Below are 21,369 nucleotides of genomic sequence, written 5' to 3'. Positions count from 1 at the left end.
TGTCACTGACTGGGTTTGTGCGACTGTCGCACGGAAACTTCGTTCAATCATCTGCCCAAAACAGTCGGGCATTCTCACGCTTTCATTGCGCGCTGCAGGCCCCTTGGGTCAAGCAGGTTGGCGCGCTCTATGACGGTTTTCGGCCGCAAAGTCAAGAAATTGCTTTTGTTGCGACCGCCCAGGCAGTGGCGGTTCAGCGGGCGCTGGCGGCTGTTGTGGAGGCCTGTCCAATGGCCATGGAGGCTGCCCCAACGATCGGGCCGTGACCATAATCATCCTGCAGCAGGATCGCCACATGGTCTGCACCGGCCTTGAGGCCATCCGCCGGGTCAAGCATCACCGTTTTGGCGTCACCTTTCCAGTCCATCAGGATGTCGGACGTCCGCACAACATTGGTATAATGCAGGGACCGGCCCTGATTTTCGCCGTCGCCGATCTGCACCGTCGCGTCACTGAGGAACCAGACCACGCGGACGGATACCATGTCGCCGACATTGGCGGCAGGAAGCGTCAGCTCGACCTTGCCATCGGCAGTTTCCGCGAGCGCCGGTGTGATCACCGGGCGTTCGATCGCACGGGCTTTATCAATAGACGCACGGACCTTTTCAGGTTTGGAACCCACACACTGCACCCGGCCATCAAGGATCATCTGCGGCGTGAAAACACCGCCGCGACCCAGGCGCTTATTGTAGGCGGCCTGCCGCATGCTGTTGTGCGGATGGGCGAATGTGTCTTCCCAGCCAAGTCGGTCCCAATAATCCACAGCCCAGGAAAGCGTCAGGATGCCGGGGCGGCCACGCAGGCTTCTGAGCGCCGCGTCAGCGGGCGGGCAGGATGAACAGCCCTGGCTTGTAAAGAGCTCGATCACCGTCAGGCGCGGCGCTTTCGCGTCATCCGCCGAGGCGCTGAAGCCCGTTGCAAACAGGGCAAGGAGTATTAACCACTTTCTCATAAATCCAGTCTATCGTCAGAGAATGTCAACTGCCAATCACCAGTGTGTGAGCATTCCTTATCATGGCGGGTATGCCCAGTCGACACTGTAATCGGAGTAGGATTATCGAAGGTGCTACAGGTGGAACATAGCGCAAGGCCAAAGGTTATCCGGCACAAATGGGGGCGAGCCTGTTTCATGGAAATGAACGAGGATCTCTCATCGCTGGAAGGCTTCGAGGGCATTGTCGACCTCTATCGGTCGAAATCCACCGACCCACGCATTCCGCCTTTCAAGGCGGATTTTCATTTTCAGGAGCTGGCGGGCTGGCATGCCTTTTTCAACCTGATGCATTTCCCTGGCGCTCCGGAAGACGGGGAGATACGCATCCTGGGCGAGGAATACCGCAGGCTGTTCAGCGGTGTCTTGTGGCAGGGCATGCATTTGTCCGAGGTTGACCATCCCAAGCTTGTGAACCTCAGCAGCTATTGCGCGAGGCTTATTCGCACGCCGTGCATCGGCCGGTTCGTCGGCTTTCTGCCCCATAATGGCAGGGAACATATCGCTGCCGACATTCTGGACCTTCCGGCGCGCGACGAGCATGGCAATGTGACCTATCTACTTTCCTTCATCAGGGTGCTGACACCTGACGATGACGGAGACTTTGCTGCCCACTAAAAGGGCCTTCCCACAAAAAAGGGCCGCAGTACGGCCCTTTCCGAGTAAATACGCTATCTGAAAGCCTATGCCGCCAGGCGCCTGAGCACATAATGCAGGATGCCGCCGTGCTTGTAGTAGTCCACCTCGTCTTCGGTATCGATGCGGCAAAGGGCAGTGATCTCTTTTGTTGTGCCGTCAGCATAATGGATGGTGACAGCCACGTCCTGGCGGGGCTCAATCGTGCCCTCAATGCCCGTGACGTCGAACACTTCGGTGCCTACAAGCCCCAGGCTTTCGCGGCCATCTCCTTCCTTGAACTGGAGTGGCAGCACGCCCATGCCCACAAGGTTGGACCTGTGAATGCGCTCAAAGCTCTCCACCAGCACCGCTTTGACGCCGAGAAGGTTGGTGCCCTTGGCGGCCCAGTCGCGGCTTGAGCCAGTGCCATATTCCTTGCCGCCGATAACCACAAGCGGTGTGCTGTCTTCCTGGTATTTCATCGATGCATCAAAGATGCTCATCAGCTCGCCCGATGGCTGGTGTGTGGTCCAGCCGCCTTCGGTGCCCGGCGCCATCAGGTTCTTCAACCGGATGTTGGCGAAGGTGCCGCGCATCATCACTTCATGGTTGCCGCGGCGGGAGCCATATGAGTTGAAGTCTGCCTTGGCTACACCCTTCGACTGCAGATATTGGCCTGCCGGGCTGTCGGCCTTGATGGCGCCGGCGGGTGAGATATGGTCGGTCGTGATGCTGTCCCCCAGAAGCGCAAGCGGTCGTGCGCCGATGATGTTTAAGGTGGCGGCTACCTGCTGGCTCATGCCCAGGAAATAGGGGGGGTGCTGGATGTAGGTGGATTTGCTGTTCCACTCATAGGTCTTGCCTTCAGACACAGGAACCGCCTGCCATTCGGGCGTGCCCAGGAACACATTGGCGTAGCGTTCGATGAACATCTCACGCGTCAGCGCCTTCTCGATCTCGGCCTGGACTTCCGCATTCGTGGGCCACAGGTCCTTGAGGTACACATCCCTGCCGTCTTCGGTCTGGGCGATGGGGTCAGTGGCCACATTGATCTTCATCGATCCCGCGATGGCATAGGCGACCACCAGCGGCGGCGAAGCCAGATAGTTGGCCCTGATGTCCTGGCTGACCCGGCCTTCAAAGTTCCGGTTACCCGACAGGACGCTGACGCACACCATATTGTTTTCGTTGATGGTCCTCGAGATGGCGGGCTCCAGCGGGCCGGAGTTGCCGATACAGGTGGTGCAGCCATAGCCCACAAGGTTGAAGCCAAGGGCGTCCAGATGTTCGGTCAGGCCTGCCTTGTCCAGATAGTCCGTCACCACCTGGCTGCCGGGCGCAAAGGAGGTCTTGACCCAGGGCTTGCGCTTGAGGCCAAGCGCATTGGCTTTCTTGGCAACAAGGCCGGCTGCTACCAATACATCGGGGTTCGATGTGTTGGTGCAGCTGGTGATGGCCGCGATACAGACATCGCCCTGATTGAGCGCAAAGTCTTCGCCGTCGACGATATAGTCGGTATCGTCGCCTTTCTTGCCGAACCCTTCGAGCACGCCTTCAAATGCCTCTGCGGCAACATCAAGCTCAACCCGGTCCTGCGGGCGCTTTGGCCCCGCGAGCGACGGTTTGACGGTAGAGATATCCAGCTCAAGCGTGTCGGTGAACAGTGGCTCCGGGCTTGATGCATCCCGCCACATGCCCTGCTCCTTGGCGTAAGCTTCAACAAGGGCAACGGTCTCATCGTCGCGGCCTGTGAAGGTCATATAGTCAAGCGTACGCCGGGAAATGGGGAAGAAGCCGCATGTGGCGCCATATTCGGGAGCCATGTTGGCGATGGTTGCCTGGTCTGCGAGCGTCAGTTCATCAAGGCCGTCACCGAAGAATTCAACGAATTTGCCCACAACGCCCTTTTCGCGCAGCATTTGAACCACGGTCAGCACCAGGTCGGTTGCGGTGATGCCTTCATTGAGCTTGCCGGTCAGCTTGAAGCCGACAACTTCGGGGATCAGCATGGAGACCGGCTGGCCCAGCATGGCAGCTTCGGCTTCAATGCCGCCGACGCCCCAGCCCAGAACCGCAAGGCCGTTCACCATGGTGGTGTGGCTGTCGGTGCCGACGCAGGTGTCCGGGTAGGCCACCGTGCGGCCGCCTTCATCTGAGGTCCATACCGCTTTGGCGATATATTCAAGGTTCACCTGGTGGCAGATGCCGGTGCCGGGCGGCACGGCGTTGAAATTGTTGAGCGAGTTCTGGCCCCATTTGAGGAACTCATACCGTTCGGCGTTCCGCGCCATCTCCAGGTCAACATTCTGCTTGAAGGCCTGCGGTGTGCCGAATTTGTCCACCATCACCGAGTGGTCGATCACCAGGTCGCACTGCGCCAGCGGGTTGATCTTCTCCGGGTCGCCGCCCATCTCGGCCATCGCATCGCGCATGGCGGCCAGGTCAACAACTGCGGGCACGCCCGTGAAGTCCTGCATCAGAACGCGGGCCGGGCGGTAGGCGATTTCATGGTCTGACCGGCGCTCTTTCTGCCAGTCTGCCAGTGCCTGGATATCGTTGGCGGTCACGCTTGTGCCGTCCTCGTACCGCAGCAGGTTTTCAAGGAGAACCTTCAGCGTGTAGGGCAGCCTGGAGACGTCCCCGATTGTGGCTTCAGCAGCCCTCAGGCTGTAATAATCATACTCTTTGCTACCAACCGTAAGGGTGCGGCGAGTCTGGAGTGTGTCCTTGCTAACGGATGTCATGAGATAAAGGCCTCCACTTAAAGAGTTTCAAATAGGTCGATTTCGCGTACGGGAAAGCGCAAAAAATGGCCGAAAACATACGCTTTTCGCGCCGAACCATCTTGCAACCCAACGCTTGTTGAAATAGTATGCGCGCCGGCCCGCTTTTCCCTTGCTCGGCAGCCATCCCTGCCGCCCGGGTTTCAAGCTTCTTCTAACACTTTTATGTCAGGATAGTCATGGGTTTGTACGCTGAATATTTGAATGAGATCGAAACTCGAAAATCACAGGGACTGAATCCGAAGCCCATCGATGATGGCGCGCTTGTGAAAGAGCTCATTGCCCAGATCATGGATCAAGGCAATGAACACCGGAAAGATTCACTCCATTTCTTCATCTATAACACCCTGCCGGGCACCACCAGCGCGGCTGGCGTGAAAGCCATGTTCCTCAAGGACATCATCCTCGGGACGGCTGCTGTTGAAGAAATCACCCCAGACTTCGCCTTCGAGCTTCTGTCGCACATGAAGGGTGGCCCGTCTGTTGAGGTTCTGCTCGATCTTGCGCTCGGTGACGATGCGGCGATCGCGGCCCAGGCGGCGGACGTCCTGAAGTCGCAGGTATTCCTGTATGAGGCGGATACTGACCGCTTGGCAGCTGCCTACCAGGCCGGCAACGCAGTGGCGAAAGAGCTTCTGGAAAGCTATGCCAAGGCTGAATTCTTCACCAAGCTTCCGGACATCGAAGAAGAGATCAAGGTTGTCACTTACATTGCCGCTGAAGGCGATGTGTCGACTGACCTTCTCTCTCCTGGTAACCAGGCGCACTCCCGCTCGGACCGTGAGCTGCACGGTAAATGCATGATCTCGGAGAAGGCACAGGCTGACATTCAGGCGCTGCAGAAACAGCACCCTGATGCGCGCGTGATGCTGGTGGCGGAAAAGGGCACCATGGGCGTGGGTTCATCCCGGATGTCCGGCGTGAACAACGTGGCGCTCTGGACCGGCAAGCAGGCCAGCCCATATGTTCCGTTTGTGAACTTTGCCCCCATCGTTGGCGGTACCAACGGTATTTCGCCAATCTTCCTGACAACAGTTGGCGTGACGGGCGGTATCGGCCTTGATCTCAAGAACTGGGTCAAGAAGCTGGACGCAGACGGCAAACCGGTTCTGGATGCAAACGGCGATCCGGTGCTGGAGCAGGTCTATTCTGTCGATAACGGCACGGTGCTGACGATCAACACCAAAACCAAGAAGCTCTATAGCGAAACCGGCGAAGAGCTTGTTGATATCTCTTCTGCACTGACAGACCCGAAGGTTGAATTCATCAAGGCCGGTGGTTCTTACGCTGTTGTGTTCGGCAAGAAGCTGCAAACATTCGCAGCCGAAACGCTGGGTGTTGAGGCACCTGCAGTTTATGCGACCTCCAAGGAAGTATCGCATGAAGGCCAGGGCCTGACGGCTGTTGAGAAAATCTTCAACCGCAACGCTGTTGGTTCCACACCGGGCAAGGTGCTGCATGCCGGTTCCGACGTTCGCGTGAAAGTGAACATCGTTGGCTCGCAGGACACCACAGGCCTGATGACCTCCCAGGAACTGGAGGCGATGGCCGCGACTGTGATCTCGCCAACCGTGGATGGGGCTTACCAGTCAGGCTGTCACACCGCGTCTGTGTGGGACAAGAAGGCACAGGCCAATATCCCGAAGCTGATGAGCTTCATGAACAAGTTTGGCCTGATTACCGCGCGCGATCCGAAGGGTGTTTATGCGCCCATGACCGACGTAATCCACAAGGTCCTCAATGACATCACGGTGGACGACTGGTCTGTGATTATCGGCGGCGACAGCCACACCCGCATGTCCAAAGGCGTGGCTTTTGGTGCCGACAGTGGCACCGTGGCGCTTGCGCTCGCAACCGGTGAAGCCACCATGCCGATCCCGGAATCAGTGAAAGTGACCTTCAAGGGCACGCTCAAGAACCACATGGACTTCCGCGATGTGGTGCACGCGACCCAGGCGCAGATGCTGAAGCAATTTGGCGACAACGTGTTCCAGGGCCGTGTGATCGAAGTGCATATCGGCACCCTGTTGGCTGACCAGGCCTTCACCTTCACCGACTGGACGGCGGAGATGAAAGCCAAGGCGTCCATCTGTATCTCTGAAGACGAGACGCTGATCCAGTCGCTTGAGATCGCGAAAAGCCGTATCCAGATCATGATCGACAAGGGCATGGACAATGCGGCCCAGACCCTTCAGGGCCTGATCGATATCGCCAACAAGCGGATCGCCGAGATCAAATCCGGCGAGCGTCCTGCGCTCCGCCCAGACGATAACGCGAAATATTTCGCGGAGTTCGTTGTGGACCTGGACCAAATCGTTGAACCAATGATCGCTGACCCTGATGTGAATAACGCAGACGTATCCAAGCGCTATACGCACGACACGATCCGCCCTGTTTCCTTCTATGGCGGCGAAAAGAAAGTCGATCTCGGCTTCGTTGGCTCCTGTATGGTGCACAAGGGCGACATGAAAATCGTGGCCCAGATGCTCAAGAATATCGAGAAGCAGAACGGCACGGTGGAGTTCAAGGCACCGCTGGTGATCGCGCCGCCAACCTACAACATCGTTGACGAGTTGAAGGCTGAGGGCGACTGGGAAGTCCTGCAGAAATATGCAGGCTTCGAGTTCAACGACGACGCGCCAAAGAACACGGCTCGCACCAAGTATGACAACACGCTCTATCTTGAGCGCCCGGGTTGTAACCTCTGCATGGGCAACCAGGAAAAGGCGGAGAAGGGCGACACCGTGATGGCAACATCCACGCGCCTGTTCCAGGGCCGTGTTGTGGAAGACAGCGACGAGAAGAAGGGCGAAAGCCTGCTCGCGTCCACCCCTGTTGTGGTGCTTTCCACCATTCTTGGCCGCACGCCAAAGATCGAAGAGTATGAAGCCGCGGTTGAGGGCATCAACCTCACCCACTTCGCACCGCCGCTTGGTAAACCACCGGTGACGCATCAGCTCTAAGATATCGGGCAGTCCCTTGATTGCCTGACATCAAAAATTAGCCGGCAGCGTGTCTCCAAATGCGCTGCCGGTTTTCATTCCGGCGTTACCAAATCACCTCATTTTTTTCATCTGTCTGCCTTAATTGGACGCGAGACTGATCGCGTCATAATTAAGGAAAAGACCCATGGCGGATATGGCAGGCACAGATTTTTTGATGGCGCTCCTTCTTCTGGCGACAACTTTTGGGGGGCTGGTGTTTTCCCGCCACCATGCCAAGCGTTACTTTATGAGCACCAAGGGGCCAAAGCCCTATTGATGGCATTTTAGCCGTGGGTCTGGTAGCATTACCGCAAAATGCGATCATGACGCTCAGGGGAATTCAATGAAACTCGGCGGACGCTTTCAGGCAGGACTGGCGCTGTTGCTGAGCTCCCTGACGGCTACCGCATCCGACGATCAACCTATCACAATCACCTTTTATGATTTTCCGCCCAAGATGCTGATGCAGGACGGTAAGATGTCCGGCATACGGTTTGACGAGATGAACCGCATCGCCGATGAGGCGGGGCTCAGTGTTACTTGGGTTGAAACCACGTTGAAGACGGAAGCCGACCTTTTGAATGCCGGTCTCAGGAAGTTTTGCGCGACGGGCAGGGCATACAATAGCGAAAGAGCGAGGCTGTGGACCTATGTGCCCTATGCGCTGGACCTGCTGCCAAGGCATGTTCTGGTGGCAAGCCGCGTGTCAGCCGCGAAGGTCGTGCAACATGGCTCGGTGAAGACGATGCTGTCTGACAGCAATCTTCGGGGTGTTTTTGTTAAAGAGTTCATCTACGGCCCGAATGTTGATCCGTATCTGGACAGTGCAAAGGCCGAAGTCTCTTATCGGCCGCAACAAATTGAACAGGCGCTGGATATGGTGCGGATGAAGCGGGCGGACTTTACCCTTGTGCCCATCCATATCTGGGATGCTTTTCGGAGCAAGTTTGACCAGCCCCTCGACCTCATTGCCATTGACGGTCTGGGCACGATTGAAGAACAGAATCTCTATGTCGTCTGCAGCCGAAGCGTTGCCCCTGAAATCGTGAATGCACTATCGGGCGCGATGCGGCGACTGGGGTATAAGCCGGTAACGCTGCCGCCGGTGCAGTAGGATGGTCAGATGCGTTATATGGTGATTGAAAAATTCAAAAACGGGGCCGGGCCGGTCTATGAGCGCTTTCATGCGAAGGGCCGCATGATGCCCCTGGGGCTTGAGTATATCGACAGCTGGCTCGCGGAAGACCGCCTGGTCTGCTACCAACTGATGGAAACGAAGGACCCGGATCTGTTCAAGGCCTGGACAGACAAGTGGGGCGACCTGGTCGACTTCGAAATCATCCCTTTGGCGGCAGAGCGCAGGCCCTAACGCAGTTTTGGCAGCAGGCTTTCCAGCGTGCCCGTCTCCTTCAACTCCGCAAGCCGACCATTGATATGGCCAACCAGTTCTGCAACATCTCCGCCGGACCAGCACATCATGCTTTCTTCAAGCTCCAGCAGGGTGAAGCTGGCGTCATAGGCAAAGAGCGCATGAGTTTTATCCTGCAGCAGGGCCACGTCGTTATCATAGGCGAACACATGGTTCACGCGCCCGTCGCTCAAGAGGCCAAGCGCTTCCTCGGCTGTACCGACCTTAACGAAATCGCTTGCCTTCAGCGCGTCTGAATGGAAGCGCAGGTCGAAAAACAGAACCTGGTCCACAGCGATTTTCTGGCCCTGAAGGTCTGTAAAGCTACGCGCAGGTGCTTCATTGCCGCGCGTGAAGGCATGAACCTCCAGCACATTGAAGGGCGCTGAAATATGCAGGCTGGACCAGTCAGTGGGTGAGATGGCCGTGTCGCGCGGCCTCGCATGCCCCGGCGCGCTGACGCCGCCGAAGATGCATTGATATTCGCGGCGAAGCCACAGGCGCGGCCCGCGGTACCCCGGCAGGATGGTGACAGTGTTGGCGACCGGCGCGTCCTCGAGGAGCGCATCAAGCAGCTGCTTGTAGGGCAGTGCTTTCCCGGGTTCAATCAGTCCCGGCATTTCCTGAACCACAATGGAAATGGGCTCACCCGCGCGGGCGGGTGCCGCCAGGGCCAGAAGCCCCGCCGAAAGCCCAACAAGCCCGAAAAGTATGTGATGCCTGACCCCCAAAAGCCGCCAATCCTTAATCTGTGTCCGGTACATCCGCCTGGATCGACAGCGCGTGAATTTGCTCTTTCAGCTCATCCGCCAGTGCATGCATGACCATGCGTTGGCGCGTAACCCGGTTCTTGCCTTCAAAGGCTTTTGATTTGATCACTACGCGGAAATGGCTTTCGCCGCCGTCGCGGTATCCTGCGTGCCCGCGGTGGCCTTCTGACTCGTCAATCACCTCAAGATGCGTGGGTGAAAGGCTGTCATTCAGTTTTTTTACAATTGTTTCGGTGACTTTGCCCATAAACGCCTTATTTTCTCTACACAAAAGGTTGAAGAATTTTCGCCCGATCCCGGTGGTTTTCGGTTGACCCAAAGGGCCTGAGACCCCACTGGTAATGCAAATGCTCATTCTTTAGAATGGCTTTCAAGAGTTTATAAGACAAGAGGATGTCTCGTATGAGTGCCGCGACTGCTGAGAAATTGCCCAATCTGACCCTTCCGGAAAAAAAGGTTTCTGTGCGGGAGACGTTCGGGCTTGATCTCGATATGGAAGTGCCTGCGTTCGAGGAACGGAACGAGCATGTGCCTGATATCGATGAAGCCTATGTGTTCGATCACGACACTACGCTGGCCGTTCTTGCAGGCTTCGCCCACAACCGCCGGGTGATGATCCAGGGCTATCACGGCACGGGTAAATCCACTCATATCGAACAGGTCGCGGCGCGCCTTAATTGGCCGACGATCCGCGTAAACCTGGACAGCCACATCAGCCGGATCGACCTGGTGGGCAAGGATGCCATCGTGCTTCGGGACGGCAAGCAGGTCACCGAATTCCAGGAAGGCATCCTGCCGTGGGCGCTGCAAAGCCCGACTGCGATCGTGTTCGATGAATATGATGCCGGTCGCCCGGACGTGATGTTCGTGATCCAGCGGGTGCTGGAAGTGGAAGGCAAGCTGACGCTTCTGGACCAGAACCGCGTGATCCGCCCGCATCCGGCCTTCCGTATTTTCGCCACGGCTAACACCGTGGGCCTTGGCGACACCACAGGTCTTTATCACGGCACGCAGCAGATCAACCAGGGCCAGATGGACCGCTGGAATATTGTGGCGACCCTCAATTACCTGCCGCATGACACGGAAACGGAAATCATTCTGGCCAAGGAGCCAGCCTACAACACGCCTGAGGGCCAGGAGATCATCTCCAACATGGTGCGCGTGGCGGACCTTTCCCGCGCAGGCTTCATGGCGGGTGATATCTCCACCGTTATGAGCCCGCGAACGGTCCTGACCTGGGCGCAGAATGCGGCGATCCTGGGCGGCGACATTGCCTTTGCCTTCCGTGTCAGCTTCCTCAACAAGTGTGATGAAGCCGAGCGTCCGATCGTGGCCGAATATTACCAGCGCTCGTTCGGGCAGGACCTGAAGGAAAGTGCGTCCAATCTTGTGATGGGTGGTGCGTCCTGAGCACCGCCGGAGTAGCTTCTCATGGCAGACGGTAGCCAGTCAGCAAAAGAGACGTTCGAGCATGCGCTCGCGGCCGTGACGCGCGCGATTGCGGAAGACCGTAATCTTGAGGTCAAGTTCACGGCTGACGTGCCGGGGATTGTCGCTGGCGAAGCCCGCGTGCCCTACCTGCCGCATGTGGTGCGGGCGAAAGACGTGGCTGAAGTGCGCGGCCTTGCCGACTCGCTCGCGCTCCGTCACCGCTATCATGACACCAAGCTGCACAGCAAGCTGGCCCCGGGCGGTGCGCTGGCCCGCGCCATTTTCGATTCGGTCGAAAGCGCGCGGGTGGAGGCCATCGGTGCCAGGCAGATGCCCGGTATGAAGGCCAACCTGGCAGCCCTTGCGGAAAAGAAAGCGGTTGAAACCGGGCTCGCGCGCCCAACCGACGATGAAAGTTCGCGGCTGGCCGACGTGCTGGGCCTTCTGGTACGCGAACGGCTCACGGGTGCCACGCCACCGGAAAGCGCCCAGGTTGCGGTTGAAAGCCAGCGCAAATGGCTTGAAGAATCGGTCGGCCATCTTCTGGACCAGCTTGAAACCAAGGTTGAAGACCAGAAGGGCGCTTCAGTGCTGACCCGCACCATCATCGCCGAGCTGATCGGCAATAATGAGGGCGAGAAATCAGACGACGACCAAGAGGATGAACCGTCTGATGACGCTGAGGACGGCATGCCCGATACCCCAGACGGCGAGCCAGGCGAAGACCAGGATGGCGACGCAGACGGCGCCGAAGGGTCTGATGAGCAGGAAGGCGAAACCGCGGAAGATGAGCAGTCCTCCGAAGCCGCGATGGACGAAGTGGACGACAGCGAAGCTGAGGCCGGAGAAGGCAAGCAGGAAGGCACCATTCCGTGGCGGCCGAACCGCCCGCTCGACAATCTGCCGAACACGCCATTTTATAATATCTTCACGGAAGAGTTCGACGAGGTCATCAAGGCTGAAGAGCTGTGTGACACCGAGGAGCTGGAGCGGCTGAGGAAGTATCTCGACCAGCAGATGGCGCACCTGTCGGGCGCGGTGTCGAAGCTGGCGAACCGCTTGCAGCGCCGGCTTCTTGCGCAGCAGCGCCGTCATTGGCAGTTTGACCTTGAAGAAGGCATCCTGGATAGCGGCCGTCTGGCGCGCGTGGTCTCGAACCCCACCAAGCCGCTCTCATACAAGCTTGAAAGCGATACTGAGTTCAAAGACACGGTGGTGACGCTTCTTCTGGATAACTCCGGTTCCATGCGTGGGCGGCCGATATCCATTGCGGCAATTTCCGCCGATATCCTGTCGCGCACGCTGGAACGCTGCGGTGTTCGCGTGGAAATCCTCGGCTTCACCACCAAGGCCTGGAAGGGCGGCCAGAGCCGCGAGAAATGGCTGCAGGCCGGCAGGCCCAAGAACCCGGGTCGTTTGAATGACCTCCGGCACATTATCTATAAAACGGCCGATGCGCCCTGGCGCCGGTCGCGCCGGAACCTGGGGCTGATGATGCGCGAAGGGCTCCTCAAGGAAAATATCGACGGCGAAGCGCTCATGTGGGCGCACAATCGCATGATGGCGCGCACGGAAGAACGCCGCATCCTGATGGTGATCTCTGATGGCGCGCCGGTGGATGACAGCACGCTTTCCGTCAATTCAGGCACGTATCTTGAGAATCACCTACGCCAGGTGATTACCTGGATCGAGGACCGCTCGCCTGTGGAGCTGATCGCCATCGGTATCGGCCATGATGTCACACGATACTATAAGCGCGCGGTTACCATCCTGGATGCCGAGCAGCTTGGCGGCGCCATGACGGAACAGCTGGCGGCACTTTTTGAAGAAACGCCACCCAAACCGAAACTGATCAGGTAGCGCCCGTGAAACAGCATCGTTCCAATATCCTGCTGGCTCTGGTCCTTGTGGTCGCGGGGTTGGCATTTGTCTTTAAAAGCCAGTTGCTTGCGCCAGACCTGGGGGAGGCGCTGGCGGCACCTGCTGGGATCGAGCTGCGGGCTACGCCGGTACCGCTGAATGAAGCCGACCCGGGACAAAAGCGTGTTGGTGCCCTCACGTACGTTGCGGGCTGGGCCCTGACGTCACCGCATGACCGCTTTGGCGGTTTGTCCGGCCTGACGATCTCGGAGGATGGTAAACTGGTTGCCATCAGCGACCAGGGCGATTGGTTCATCGCCGGTTTCAATCCAGCGACCAGTGAGCCCGTCACGGATGCCGAGCTGGTGCCCTTTGATCTCAATATACCCGAAGACAGCAAGAAGAAGTTTGATGCCGAAGGATTGGTTCGTGCGGGCGACGGCTTCCTGGTTTCGTTCGAACAGCGCCACAGGCTGGAAATGGCGAGGCCGGGCGGCATTCCCACGCCATGGGCACCCGCAGCCATTATGGATTTCGCCGGTATTACTGAAAACGGCGGCATGGAAGCCATCAGCTGGACTCAGGATGGCCGCCTGCTGGCATTCGCTGAACGCGGTGTGGATGTGAATGGTCTGTCGCGCGTGTGGCTGGTGGGTGAAGATGGTGTCGATCTGCTCTCTTTCAAGCGCCCGAAGAATTTTGCCCCCACAGATGCGGCCTTGCTTCCGAACGGGGATATCCTGCTGCTGACACGCTTCTACTCGGTTGTCGACGGTGTGGCGATCAAGCTGCTGCGCATTTCGGCAGAAGATATTCGCCCCGGCGCCACGCTTGTGGGGACGGAACTTGCGCACCTATCCCCGCCGCTGACGGTGGACAATCTGGAAGGCCTTGATGTGGGTGTGGCCCCTGATGGCACGACGCTCGTCTATATGCTGTCCGACGACAATTTCAGCTCAAGCCAGCGAACGCTTCTGTTGATGTTTGCCCTTGAAGGCTGAACACTCATAATGAAAAAGCGCCGCAGCATCTCAGCCGCAGCGCTTCATGAAACTTGTGCTTTACCAAAAGGTCTTATGCAGCAGCTTGTTTCTTCTTGATTTCCTTCTTCAGCTTCAGCGCCTTCGCAGACAGGTCTGCGTCGCGAGCCTTGAGGAGGAAGTTGTCCAGACCGTTGTTGTGTTCAACGGAGCGCAGAGCGTGCGTGGAAATACGCAGGCTAACGGAGCGACCCAGAACGTCGGACAGGAGAGTTGCTTTAGTCAGGTTCGGCAGGAAGCGACGACGAGTTTTGTTATGTGCGTGAGACACATTGTTACCAGTCATTACTTTTTTGCCGGTCAGTTCACATACGCGCGACATGATCTTTATCCTTGTTTTTCTATCGGTTTTTCAATGCCTTAGGCATAACCGACGAATCTTTATGACCAAATATCGCTAAGACCGTTTCGGCATTAGCTCGCGGGGTATTAAGCGATTCGCACTGGGGGGTCAAGCCTTAATGGCTGTTTTCTGCGGTTGCCGTGCTGTAGTGATGCGCGTCGGCATCGTTGAAACAGACCATCCGTACATCTGAAAGGCTGGTGCTGGGGTGCTCATCAAGCCAGCCTTGTATGGCGTTCGCAGCCACGCGGGCAGCTTTGTCAATTGGATAACCGAAGATGCCGGTGCTGATGGCGGGAAAAGCGATGGATATGAGCTTGTGCCTGTCCGCAAGGTCGAGGCTGTGGCGGTAACAACTGGCGAGCAAATCGGCCTCGCCCTGATCGCCGCCGTGCCAGACGGGGCCGACTGTGTGGATAACATGGTGGGCTTGCAGGCCGTGGCCACCGGTGATTTTGGCGTGGCCAGTCTCACAGTGTCCGATAGCCTGGCATTCCGCCGCAAGGCCCGGCCCAGCCGCCTGGTGGATGGCGCCACACACCCCGCCGCCCGGTGCCAGTGCCTCATTCGCGGCGTTGACGATGGCGTCCACCTCCAGCTTGGTGATGTCGCCCACAACCACGCGGATCATGATGGCAGGGTCAGGCTTGGGCGGTTCTTGGCGAAATTCAGGTTGCGTTCCAGGAGCCAGCCAAGGCCGATCAGTTGGTCTTCCCGAAGCATATTGCCCCACAGCGTGATGGTGTGCGGCACAGTTCTTGGCTTGCCGGCTTTTATCTCCTGGCCCGCGAGCGGCATGGTGGGTCGCTCTGTCATGCCGACAGGCAGGGTCAGGCTGGGATGGCCGGTATAGTTGGTGGTAATCAGCATGTCGCCCGCGAAATTCGGGCAGACAATGATATCCACTTGCCGGTATTTTTCGGCCATCATTTCCATCACCTGGCGGCGAAAGCGGGTCAGTTGCAGATATTCGACAGCCGAGTGGAAGCGGGCCGCGCGGAACGTGCTGGGCCAGGCGCGGGCCTCCTGCCAGCTGAGCTCATCGTCGCGGCCTGTCAGCGTCAGATCCTCAAACGCTGCGGCAGCCTCCACCTCAAGCGTTCCAAGAAGCGAGCTATAGGGCAGCTTCGGCAGTGAAATCTGGACCAGTTCATAGCCAAGTTCCTTGATCTGGTCGAGCACCATGCGGTCCAGGTCTGTTGCATCCTCGCCGAACCAGGCGGGGTCATAGCCAACGCGCAGCGTTTCCGCCACGGCTTCCCGGCCAACATAGCGGAAGCCCCAGTCGTAGGAGCTCGGGTCATCTTTGTGGCCACCATTGATGGTGCCCAGCACCAGCGCGGTGTCCTCGACGCCCCGGCAGATCGGCCCGATTTTGTCCAGGCTCCAGCACAGCGCCATGGCGCCGGTGCGCGCGACGCGTCCGAAGGTGGGCCTGAGGCCGGTGGTGCCGCAGCGCGCGGACGGTGACACGATTGACCCCAGGGTTTCCGTGCCGATGGCGAACGAACACAGGGCCGCCGCCACTGCAGACGCCGATCCGGCGCTTGAGCCCGATGAGCCTTCGGCCATGTTCCAGGGGTTTCTGGTGATGCCGCCAAACCATTTGTCGCCGTACGCCAGCGCGCCAAGCGTTGTTTTGCCCAGGAGGATGGCGCCAGCCTCTTCAAGCCGCTTTGTTACAACCGCATCTGTCAGGGCCACCCGGTCCTTGTGGGTGGCGGCCCCCCAGGTGGTGCGCACACCGGCGGTATCCAGAAGGTCCTTCAGCGCATAGGGGATACCATGCAGCGGCCCCTTGTAGCGCCCCGACCGAATATCGATATCGGCCCGGTAGGCGGCTTCGCGTGCACTGTCCGTGAGGAGTGTGACAAAGCATTCAAGCTTGCCCGCATGCGCCTGAATGCGCCCAAGGTAAATGTCCGTCAGGCGGCTGGATGTCAGCTGCCCGGTTTTCAGCCAATGGCTTTGTGCCGCCAGTGGAGCGAAGGCGATGTCGTCCGCGCTTGCGGGTATCGGCCCGAAATCAACCGAACCCAGTTCCACGCGGTTTTCCTGTATCAGGTATTTTTCGCCCGGCAGACGGGGGTCGAACACCAAGGCCGGTGCGTCGTCATTATCCAGCGGCACCTTGGCGCGGCGGGCGCGCACCCGGTCGATCATATTCTCAAGCTTGTCAAAAAGTAGCGCGCGCTCTTCGGGCGTATATTGAACGGCCAAAACCCGTTCTGCACCTGCCAGGTCCTGCGGGCGCGGCAATGGGGGTTCGCCGGATTGGGGCGCTGGGGTGTCCTGACCAAGCGCTGCCCCGGCCACGGCAATGCCGCCAAGCGCGGAGGCGCCTTTCAGAATCTGGCGTCTGTTCAGTTTTTTATCCTGGCTCATTCGCTTGCACTTTTTTCTGCACACATGCCCCACAGGGGCTATGGCTGAATTTCCATATTCATTTCAACAGACTAACGCGCACAGTATGAAGGTTCAATTAATGGGTAAAATGCAACCTTATTATTCCGTTGTGCCTATCGGCGCGGTTCTTTAAAACTCGGCCCATTCCATTGTTCCAACAGGCGTAGTTTATGGCTGGCATCATCAAAGCAGTACTTGGCCCCACCAACACGGGCAAGACCCATTATGCGGTGGACCGGATGATGGGCTATGCCTCCGGCCTGATGGGCTTCCCGCTCAGGCTTTTGGCGCGCGAGGTCTATGACCGTGTGGTGGCGATCAAGGGCAAAAATCAGGTCGCGCTGTTGACGGGCGAAGAGCGCATTGTGCCCGAGGGCGCGCGCTATTTCCTTTGCACAGCTGAGGCCATGCCCCGAATGGCCGCCACCGATTTCATCGCGATTGACGAAATCCAGATGGCCGCAGACCCACAGCGCGGCCATATTTTTACTGAACATCTGCTGCACAGCCGCGGGCGTCACGAAACGCTGCTTCTGGGTGCGGAGACCATGCGCCCGCTCATCAGGAAGCTGATCCCCGAAGCCGAGATCATTACCCGCCCGCGCTTTTCAGAGCTGAAGCATATCCGGCCAGCCAAGATGCGCGCCCTGCCGCGCAGGAGCGCCATTGTCGGGTTTTCCTCATCTGACGTTTACGGCATGGCAGAGCTGATCCGCCGGCAGAAGGGCGGCGCCGCCATCGTGATGGGCGCGCTTTCGCCCCGCACGCGGAACGCCCAGGTGGAAATGTATGCCTCCGGCGAAGTGGACCACCTTGTGGCCACCGACGCCATCGGCATGGGGCTTAACCTTGATATCGGGCATGTGTCCTTCGCGGGGCTCAGTAAATTCGATGGCCGCACCTTCCGTGACCTGACAGCTGCTGAGGCCGCGCAGATCGCCGGTCGCGCCGGCCGCTATAAGAAGGACGGGACGTTCTCGACACTCGGGGGTGGGGGTGAACCCATGGATCCGATGATGATCGCCCAGATCGAAGAGCATGAGTTCGAGCCCGTCAAACGGCTTTACTGGCGGAATCACCGGCTTGATTTTTCGACGATTCCCCGGCTTGTGCGCTCGCTGGAGGCGCCTGTCAGTACCGAAGGCCTGCACCGGGTCAGGGACACGGTTGACCTGATGGCGCTGAAGAAGCTGGGCGCCGACGATGAGATATCAAGGCTTGCCACGACCAAGGAATCTGTCGAAAGGCTTTGGAATGTTTGCCAAATTCCTGATTTCCGCAAGCTGAGCGTGGAAGATCATACTTCACTTTTGCGCAAAATATACGTCGACCTGATGGGGCCGGCCGGTACCATCCCGCATGACTGGATTGCCCGGCAGGTCAAGCGGCTTGACAATACAAGCGGCGACATAGATACCTTGGCCGGTCGAATTGCCAGTATCCGTATATGGACATACGTTTCCCACCGGAAAGGCTGGCTTCGGGATGCGGCCCATTGGGCCCATGTAACGCGCAGTGTGGAAGACCGCTTGTCGGACGCGCTGCATGAAAAGTTAACACAGCGATTTGTGGATCGCCGCACGGCGGTCCTCATGCGCTCGCTTAGGCACAGGGATACGCTTAGCGTGAGCATTGATAACGAGACGAACCAGGTTTCTGTCGAAGGACATGAAATCGGCGAACTGAACGGTTTTTCCTTCCGCGTGGAGGCCTCTGCCGCCCCGGACGAACAAAAGACACTGAAGGCTGCAGCGGAAACCGCCCTGCAGGCAGAGCTGACCCGCCGGGCGAAACTGTTCGCCAATGTGGGCTATAAAACGCTCTCCTTCGATTTTTCCGAAGGCCTGGCAAACCCGAAAATCATGTGGGAAGGCGCGCCGATCGCGACCGTTCACGACAGCGGCGCCCTGTTTGGCCCGCGCGTGAAGCTGGTTGCTTCAAGCCTTCTGCAGGGTGAAAACGCCGACCTGGTTGTTGAAAAGACCCAGGAATGGCTGGACACGCGGATCGCTGAAAAGCTTGAGCCGCTTATCAAGCTGGCGCAGGAACTGAACGGCGAGACCGAGGCCCCTGAAGGTGCGGCGCCGCTCTCGGGCCTGGCGCGCGGCGTGGCCTACCGCCTTCTTGAAAACTACGGCGTGATGAAACGCACGGAAGTGGACGGCGACCTTCGCCAGCTGGACCAGGAAGCGCGCAAGGGCCTGCGCCGGTTCGGTATCCGCATTGGTGCGTCCTCGCTTTACATTCCACTTGTCTTGAAGCCACACGCCATCGAGCTCCGCCTGATGATGTGGGCGATGGCAGGCAAGCTGAACGGCCTGCCGGGCCTGCCGACACCGGGCATGGTGTGGGTGGAAACGGAAGCCACGGCCCCGAACACTTTCTATGAACTCGCGGGCTTTACCGTTGTGGGCAAGAAAGCCGTTCGTATGGACATGCTCGAGCGTCTCGCAGACGCCGTGCGGCCGCTGGGCCAGGGCGGCGACTGGTTCGAAGTAACGCCAGAGATCATGGGCCTTGTGGGCCTGTCTGGCGAAGACTTCGCCGAAGTGATGGCGGCTGCGGGCTACAAGCACGAAGTGCGTCAGGTGCCGGCGCCATCCAAAGAAGAAGCAGCGAAGGAAGAAGCCGCGCCAGAAGCTGCTGCTGAAGCAACGCCAGAGGCAGCGCCGGAAGCTGAGAAGGCTGAAGAGGCGACGGCTGAAGCGCCTGCGGAAGATGCCAAGGCTGAGGAAGCCCCCGCAGAAGAAACCAAAACCGAAGAGGCTCCAGCCGAGGCTGCAGCACCAGAGGCTGAAGCAGCCGCTGAAGGCGATGCCGAACTGGTTGAGCGTTATTTCTTCGCCTGGGCACCAAAGCGCAAGGCACGTCCACAAGGCGGCCGCCCACAGGGTGAACGCAAGGGTGGTGGCAAGCCACAGGGTAAAGGCGGCGATCGTCGGGGTAAAGGTAAGGGTGGCAAGCCATCCGGTCCACGCACCCACACGGCGCGTCCACCGAAGCGCGAAAAGAAAGCCGATCCGGATTCGCCTTTCGCAGCCCTCGCGGGCCTCAAGGAATCCCTTGAGAAAAAGAAATAAGCACGCTTTGGTCGTCATTGTTATGGCAGCATGCGCTCTGTAACTACCATCGTCACTCGCCGGCTTGACCGGCGAGTCCATGGATTCGCCAATCAAGTTGGCGAATGACGAAACTGTGGAGCATTCTGAATGACTGAAACGGGCGATAAAATCCGGCTGGACCTCTGGCTCTGGTACGCCCGTTTCTTCAAAACCCGCTCGCTCGCCAGCAAGGTCTGCAAGGCGCATAAGGTGCGCGTCAACGGCGAGCATTCAAAGAAAGCCTCAACCACTATTACGCCCGGGGATGTGCTGACCTTCCCGCAAGGCCCGCACGTGCGCGTGGTGAAGGTATTGGCCTGTGGTGAGCGCCGCGGGCCAGCCACGGAAGCCCAGGCGCTTTATGAAGACCTGTCGCCCATTGAAGAACAGGTGAAGGCCAAACGCGAGGAAGCCAAAACCGCCCCCGCGCTCCGCGAAGCAGGCTCCGGCCGCCCCACCAAGGCCGAACGCCGCGCCATCGACAAGCTGATGGACCGTTAGGCCGCCTTATTCATAAAGTACTACGTTTTCGTGAAACCAGCGAAGGCCACAGCTCATCTCCTGCGACGAGAGGCTGATGGTTGTTTTGTTGACTGTTCCCTTGCGAGGTCCCATCTCGCGCACAAATATAAAACTCCCAGGCGCGGTGCCTTCATACACTCCTTCGCCGATTTCACGGGATAGCTGAGACTTAAAGTTCCCCAGGAAGGCAAAGGGGTTATAGGTGCCGTCAATGGAAATTCCTGAGCATTCGGCTATTGTGAGACGAAGATTCGATGAATCTATGCCGTGAGTGATCTCAATGCCCGTGACTGGGTGATTAATGTGTATAAATGTCCCGCCAAACTTGATGCCACTATCGGCATAGACTTGGCTGTAGGTGTCTTCCTCCGACCAATCACATGCGGACAAGCAAAGGCATAACAAAAATGCTGCTGTGAATGAACGAAGGTTTCGATTCATGAGTGCCCCCATCTTTTAAGAATGTTAATGTTACATCATAACATTAACATGTCCAGTCATACGTTTGGACCGCTAGGCAAGCCAAACATTCGCGTGAGTTAAGAATCGCTTGCACATAAAGGCGTTGCGAGGGGGGATTGTTTTGGGCATAAAGCGAACTAATGATTATATCGCACAGCCGCCTTCCAGCCCGGCTGAATGCGAACAGGCACAGTTAAGGAGACACTCATGACGTATATTGTCACTGAGGCATGTATCAAATGTAAATATATGGACTGCGTTGAGGTTTGCCCGGTGGATTGTTTCTACGAGGGCGAGAACTTCCTCGTGATCAATCCGAACGAGTGTATCGACTGCGGCGTGTGTGAGCCTGAGTGCCCGGCCGAAGCCATCCTGCCTGATACCGAAGACGGGCTCGAGGAATGGCTCGAGATCAACACCAAATATTCCGAGGAATGGCCGAACATCACGGTCAAGGGCGAAACGCCTGCTGACGCGGATGACTGGAAAGGCAAGGAAGGCAAGAAAGAGCTTCTGTCGACCAATCCAGGCAAGGGCGACTGATTTTTCGCCTGATTTATTGCTTTTGCAGCAATGATTCCTGAGGGGCTCGGCCATATCGGCGGGGCCCTTTTTCGTGTAAAATCGTCTAAAATCCAGCAATAGAGCCA

Annotated in this window: 19 protein-coding genes; 11 read left to right on the top strand and 8 right to left on the bottom strand. The window is 58.1% G+C overall.

All coding sequences use genetic code 11. The features are described 5' to 3' along the window. Positions 1–193: 193 nt before the first annotated feature. Complete coding sequence (locus tag ACFO5Q_RS01320; protein WP_068151089.1) at positions 194–952, bottom strand: DUF1223 domain-containing protein; 759 nt, start codon at positions 950–952, stop codon at positions 194–196. Between the two features lie 177 nt (positions 953–1,129). Here ACFO5Q_RS01320 and ACFO5Q_RS01315 point away from each other — a divergent pair, with 177 nt between their 5' ends. Continuing rightward, positions 1,130–1,609 (top strand): hypothetical protein, encoded by a 480-nt coding sequence (locus ACFO5Q_RS01315; RefSeq protein ID WP_068151086.1) that lies wholly within the window; start codon positions 1,130–1,132, stop codon positions 1,607–1,609. A gap of 65 nt (positions 1,610–1,674) precedes the next feature. On the opposite strand, the gene acnA is transcribed toward ACFO5Q_RS01315, so the two are convergent. Continuing rightward, positions 1,675–4,353 (bottom strand): aconitate hydratase AcnA, encoded by a 2,679-nt coding sequence (acnA, locus tag ACFO5Q_RS01310; protein WP_068151084.1) that lies wholly within the window; start codon positions 4,351–4,353, stop codon positions 1,675–1,677. 218 nt (positions 4,354–4,571) lie between these two features. Here acnA and ACFO5Q_RS01305 point away from each other — a divergent pair, with 218 nt between their 5' ends. The 4 genes from ACFO5Q_RS01305 (at position 4,572) to ACFO5Q_RS01290 (ending at position 8,745) form a co-directional block, all read left to right on the top strand. Further along, positions 4,572–7,355: a bifunctional aconitate hydratase 2/2-methylisocitrate dehydratase gene (locus ACFO5Q_RS01305; protein ID WP_068151081.1), complete on the top strand. Its 2,784-nt coding sequence runs from the start codon at positions 4,572–4,574 to the stop codon at positions 7,353–7,355. 166 nt (positions 7,356–7,521) lie between these two features. Then, positions 7,522–7,653: a hypothetical protein gene (locus tag ACFO5Q_RS01300; RefSeq protein WP_269448987.1), complete on the top strand. Its 132-nt coding sequence runs from the start codon at positions 7,522–7,524 to the stop codon at positions 7,651–7,653. A 66-nt stretch (positions 7,654–7,719) separates the two neighbouring features. Then, positions 7,720–8,490: a type 2 periplasmic-binding domain-containing protein gene (locus ACFO5Q_RS01295; protein ID WP_068151078.1), complete on the top strand. Its 771-nt coding sequence runs from the start codon at positions 7,720–7,722 to the stop codon at positions 8,488–8,490. A gap of 9 nt (positions 8,491–8,499) precedes the next feature. Continuing rightward, positions 8,500–8,745: a DUF3303 domain-containing protein gene (locus tag ACFO5Q_RS01290; RefSeq protein WP_068151075.1), complete on the top strand. Its 246-nt coding sequence runs from the start codon at positions 8,500–8,502 to the stop codon at positions 8,743–8,745. Here the strand turns inward: ACFO5Q_RS01290 and ACFO5Q_RS01285 are convergent. Then, on the bottom strand, positions 8,742–9,548 hold the full coding sequence (locus ACFO5Q_RS01285; protein WP_068151072.1) for a type 2 periplasmic-binding domain-containing protein: 807 nt from the start codon (positions 9,546–9,548) through the stop codon (positions 8,742–8,744). The two genes, ACFO5Q_RS01290 and ACFO5Q_RS01285, sit on opposite strands and share 4 nt — an antisense overlap. Next, the gene (locus tag ACFO5Q_RS01280) at positions 9,529–9,801 is read right to left on the bottom strand and encodes a BolA family protein (protein WP_068151069.1); all 273 of its coding nucleotides are present in this window, start codon (positions 9,799–9,801) and stop codon (positions 9,529–9,531) included. The genes ACFO5Q_RS01285 and ACFO5Q_RS01280 overlap by 20 nt, the downstream gene beginning before the upstream one ends. 155 nt (positions 9,802–9,956) lie before the next feature. Between ACFO5Q_RS01280 and cobS the strand changes: the two genes are divergently transcribed. Genes cobS through ACFO5Q_RS01265 form a run of 3 tightly spaced genes read left to right on the top strand, consistent with a single transcriptional unit; the run spans position 9,957 to position 13,846 of the window. Then, positions 9,957–10,964, top strand: a complete 1,008-nt coding sequence (gene cobS, locus ACFO5Q_RS01275) for a cobaltochelatase subunit CobS (protein WP_068151066.1) — start codon at positions 9,957–9,959, stop codon at positions 10,962–10,964. 21 nt (positions 10,965–10,985) lie between these two features. After that, positions 10,986–12,845, top strand: a complete 1,860-nt coding sequence (cobT, locus tag ACFO5Q_RS01270) for a cobaltochelatase subunit CobT (protein WP_068151063.1) — start codon at positions 10,986–10,988, stop codon at positions 12,843–12,845. A gap of 5 nt (positions 12,846–12,850) precedes the next feature. Further along, positions 12,851–13,846 (top strand): esterase-like activity of phytase family protein, encoded by a 996-nt coding sequence (locus ACFO5Q_RS01265; protein WP_068151061.1) that lies wholly within the window; start codon positions 12,851–12,853, stop codon positions 13,844–13,846. Positions 13,847–13,919: 73 nt separating this feature from the next. Here the strand turns inward: ACFO5Q_RS01265 and rpmB are convergent, their stop codons facing one another. The 3 genes from rpmB to ACFO5Q_RS01250 all read right to left on the bottom strand — a co-directional run bounded on the left by rpmB (position 13,920) and on the right by ACFO5Q_RS01250 (position 16,613). Continuing rightward, on the bottom strand, positions 13,920–14,207 hold the full coding sequence (gene rpmB, locus ACFO5Q_RS01260; protein WP_068151058.1) for a 50S ribosomal protein L28: 288 nt from the start codon (positions 14,205–14,207) through the stop codon (positions 13,920–13,922). A 136-nt stretch (positions 14,208–14,343) separates the two neighbouring features. After that, positions 14,344–14,859 carry an O-acetyl-ADP-ribose deacetylase gene (locus tag ACFO5Q_RS01255; RefSeq protein WP_068151056.1) on the bottom strand — a complete coding sequence of 172 codons (516 nt, stop codon included), beginning with the start codon at positions 14,857–14,859 and terminating at the stop codon, positions 14,344–14,346. After that, on the bottom strand, positions 14,856–16,613 hold the full coding sequence (locus tag ACFO5Q_RS01250) for an amidase (RefSeq protein WP_068151054.1): 1,758 nt from the start codon (positions 16,611–16,613) through the stop codon (positions 14,856–14,858). Before ACFO5Q_RS01250 ends, ACFO5Q_RS01255 begins: the two co-directional genes overlap by 4 nt. A 191-nt stretch (positions 16,614–16,804) precedes the next feature. On the opposite strand from ACFO5Q_RS01250, the gene ACFO5Q_RS01245 reads away from it, so the two are divergent. Together ACFO5Q_RS01245 and ACFO5Q_RS01240 are read left to right on the top strand one after the other, a co-directional pair. Beyond that, complete coding sequence (locus ACFO5Q_RS01245; protein WP_068151050.1) at positions 16,805–19,714, top strand: helicase-related protein; 2,910 nt, start codon at positions 16,805–16,807, stop codon at positions 19,712–19,714. Positions 19,715–19,843: 129 nt separating this feature from the next. Then, positions 19,844–20,236 carry an RNA-binding S4 domain-containing protein gene (locus ACFO5Q_RS01240; RefSeq protein WP_068151047.1) on the top strand — a complete coding sequence of 131 codons (393 nt, stop codon included), beginning with the start codon at positions 19,844–19,846 and terminating at the stop codon, positions 20,234–20,236. Between the two features lie 6 nt (positions 20,237–20,242). On the opposite strand, the gene ACFO5Q_RS01235 is transcribed toward ACFO5Q_RS01240, so the two are convergent. After that, positions 20,243–20,698: a hypothetical protein gene (locus ACFO5Q_RS01235; RefSeq protein ID WP_068151044.1), complete on the bottom strand. Its 456-nt coding sequence runs from the start codon at positions 20,696–20,698 to the stop codon at positions 20,243–20,245. 228 nt (positions 20,699–20,926) lie between these two features. Here ACFO5Q_RS01235 and fdxA point away from each other — a divergent pair, with 228 nt between their 5' ends. Continuing rightward, positions 20,927–21,262, top strand: coding sequence for a ferredoxin FdxA (fdxA, locus tag ACFO5Q_RS01230; RefSeq protein ID WP_068151042.1), 336 nt, complete (start codon positions 20,927–20,929; stop codon positions 21,260–21,262). Positions 21,263–21,369: the final 107 nt, after the last annotated feature.

The organism is Kordiimonas lipolytica, assembly GCF_042651265.1.
Lineage (GTDB): Bacteria > Pseudomonadota > Alphaproteobacteria > Sphingomonadales > Kordiimonadaceae > Kordiimonas > Kordiimonas lipolytica.
Note: the sequence above shows the minus strand (reverse complement) of the source record. Positions and strands in the feature narration are given on the sequence as shown.

Coding starts and splice junctions, on each gene's coding strand:
- ACFO5Q_RS01290 (WP_068151075.1), top strand. CDS start 8,500: ATGCGTTATATGGTGATTGAAAAATTCAAAAACGGGGCCGGGCCGGTC.
- ACFO5Q_RS01250 (WP_068151054.1), bottom strand. CDS start 16,613: ATGAGCCAGGATAAAAAACTGAACAGACGCCAGATTCTGAAAGGCGCC.
- ACFO5Q_RS01255 (WP_068151056.1), bottom strand. CDS start 14,859: ATGATCCGCGTGGTTGTGGGCGACATCACCAAGCTGGAGGTGGACGCC.
- ACFO5Q_RS01280 (WP_068151069.1), bottom strand. CDS start 9,801: ATGGGCAAAGTCACCGAAACAATTGTAAAAAAACTGAATGACAGCCTT.
- acnA (WP_068151084.1), bottom strand. CDS start 4,353: ATGACATCCGTTAGCAAGGACACACTCCAGACTCGCCGCACCCTTACG.
- ACFO5Q_RS01245 (WP_068151050.1), top strand. CDS start 16,805: ATGGCTGGCATCATCAAAGCAGTACTTGGCCCCACCAACACGGGCAAG.
- ACFO5Q_RS01235 (WP_068151044.1), bottom strand. CDS start 20,698: ATGAATCGAAACCTTCGTTCATTCACAGCAGCATTTTTGTTATGCCTT.
- ACFO5Q_RS01320 (WP_068151089.1), bottom strand. CDS start 952: ATGAGAAAGTGGTTAATACTCCTTGCCCTGTTTGCAACGGGCTTCAGC.
- ACFO5Q_RS01295 (WP_068151078.1), top strand. CDS start 7,720: ATGAAACTCGGCGGACGCTTTCAGGCAGGACTGGCGCTGTTGCTGAGC.
- cobT (WP_068151063.1), top strand. CDS start 10,986: ATGGCAGACGGTAGCCAGTCAGCAAAAGAGACGTTCGAGCATGCGCTC.
- ACFO5Q_RS01240 (WP_068151047.1), top strand. CDS start 19,844: ATGACTGAAACGGGCGATAAAATCCGGCTGGACCTCTGGCTCTGGTAC.
- ACFO5Q_RS01300 (WP_269448987.1), top strand. CDS start 7,522: ATGGCGGATATGGCAGGCACAGATTTTTTGATGGCGCTCCTTCTTCTG.
- ACFO5Q_RS01305 (WP_068151081.1), top strand. CDS start 4,572: ATGGGTTTGTACGCTGAATATTTGAATGAGATCGAAACTCGAAAATCA.
- cobS (WP_068151066.1), top strand. CDS start 9,957: ATGAGTGCCGCGACTGCTGAGAAATTGCCCAATCTGACCCTTCCGGAA.
- ACFO5Q_RS01285 (WP_068151072.1), bottom strand. CDS start 9,548: ATGTACCGGACACAGATTAAGGATTGGCGGCTTTTGGGGGTCAGGCAT.
- rpmB (WP_068151058.1), bottom strand. CDS start 14,207: ATGTCGCGCGTATGTGAACTGACCGGCAAAAAAGTAATGACTGGTAAC.
- ACFO5Q_RS01315 (WP_068151086.1), top strand. CDS start 1,130: ATGGAAATGAACGAGGATCTCTCATCGCTGGAAGGCTTCGAGGGCATT.
- fdxA (WP_068151042.1), top strand. CDS start 20,927: ATGACGTATATTGTCACTGAGGCATGTATCAAATGTAAATATATGGAC.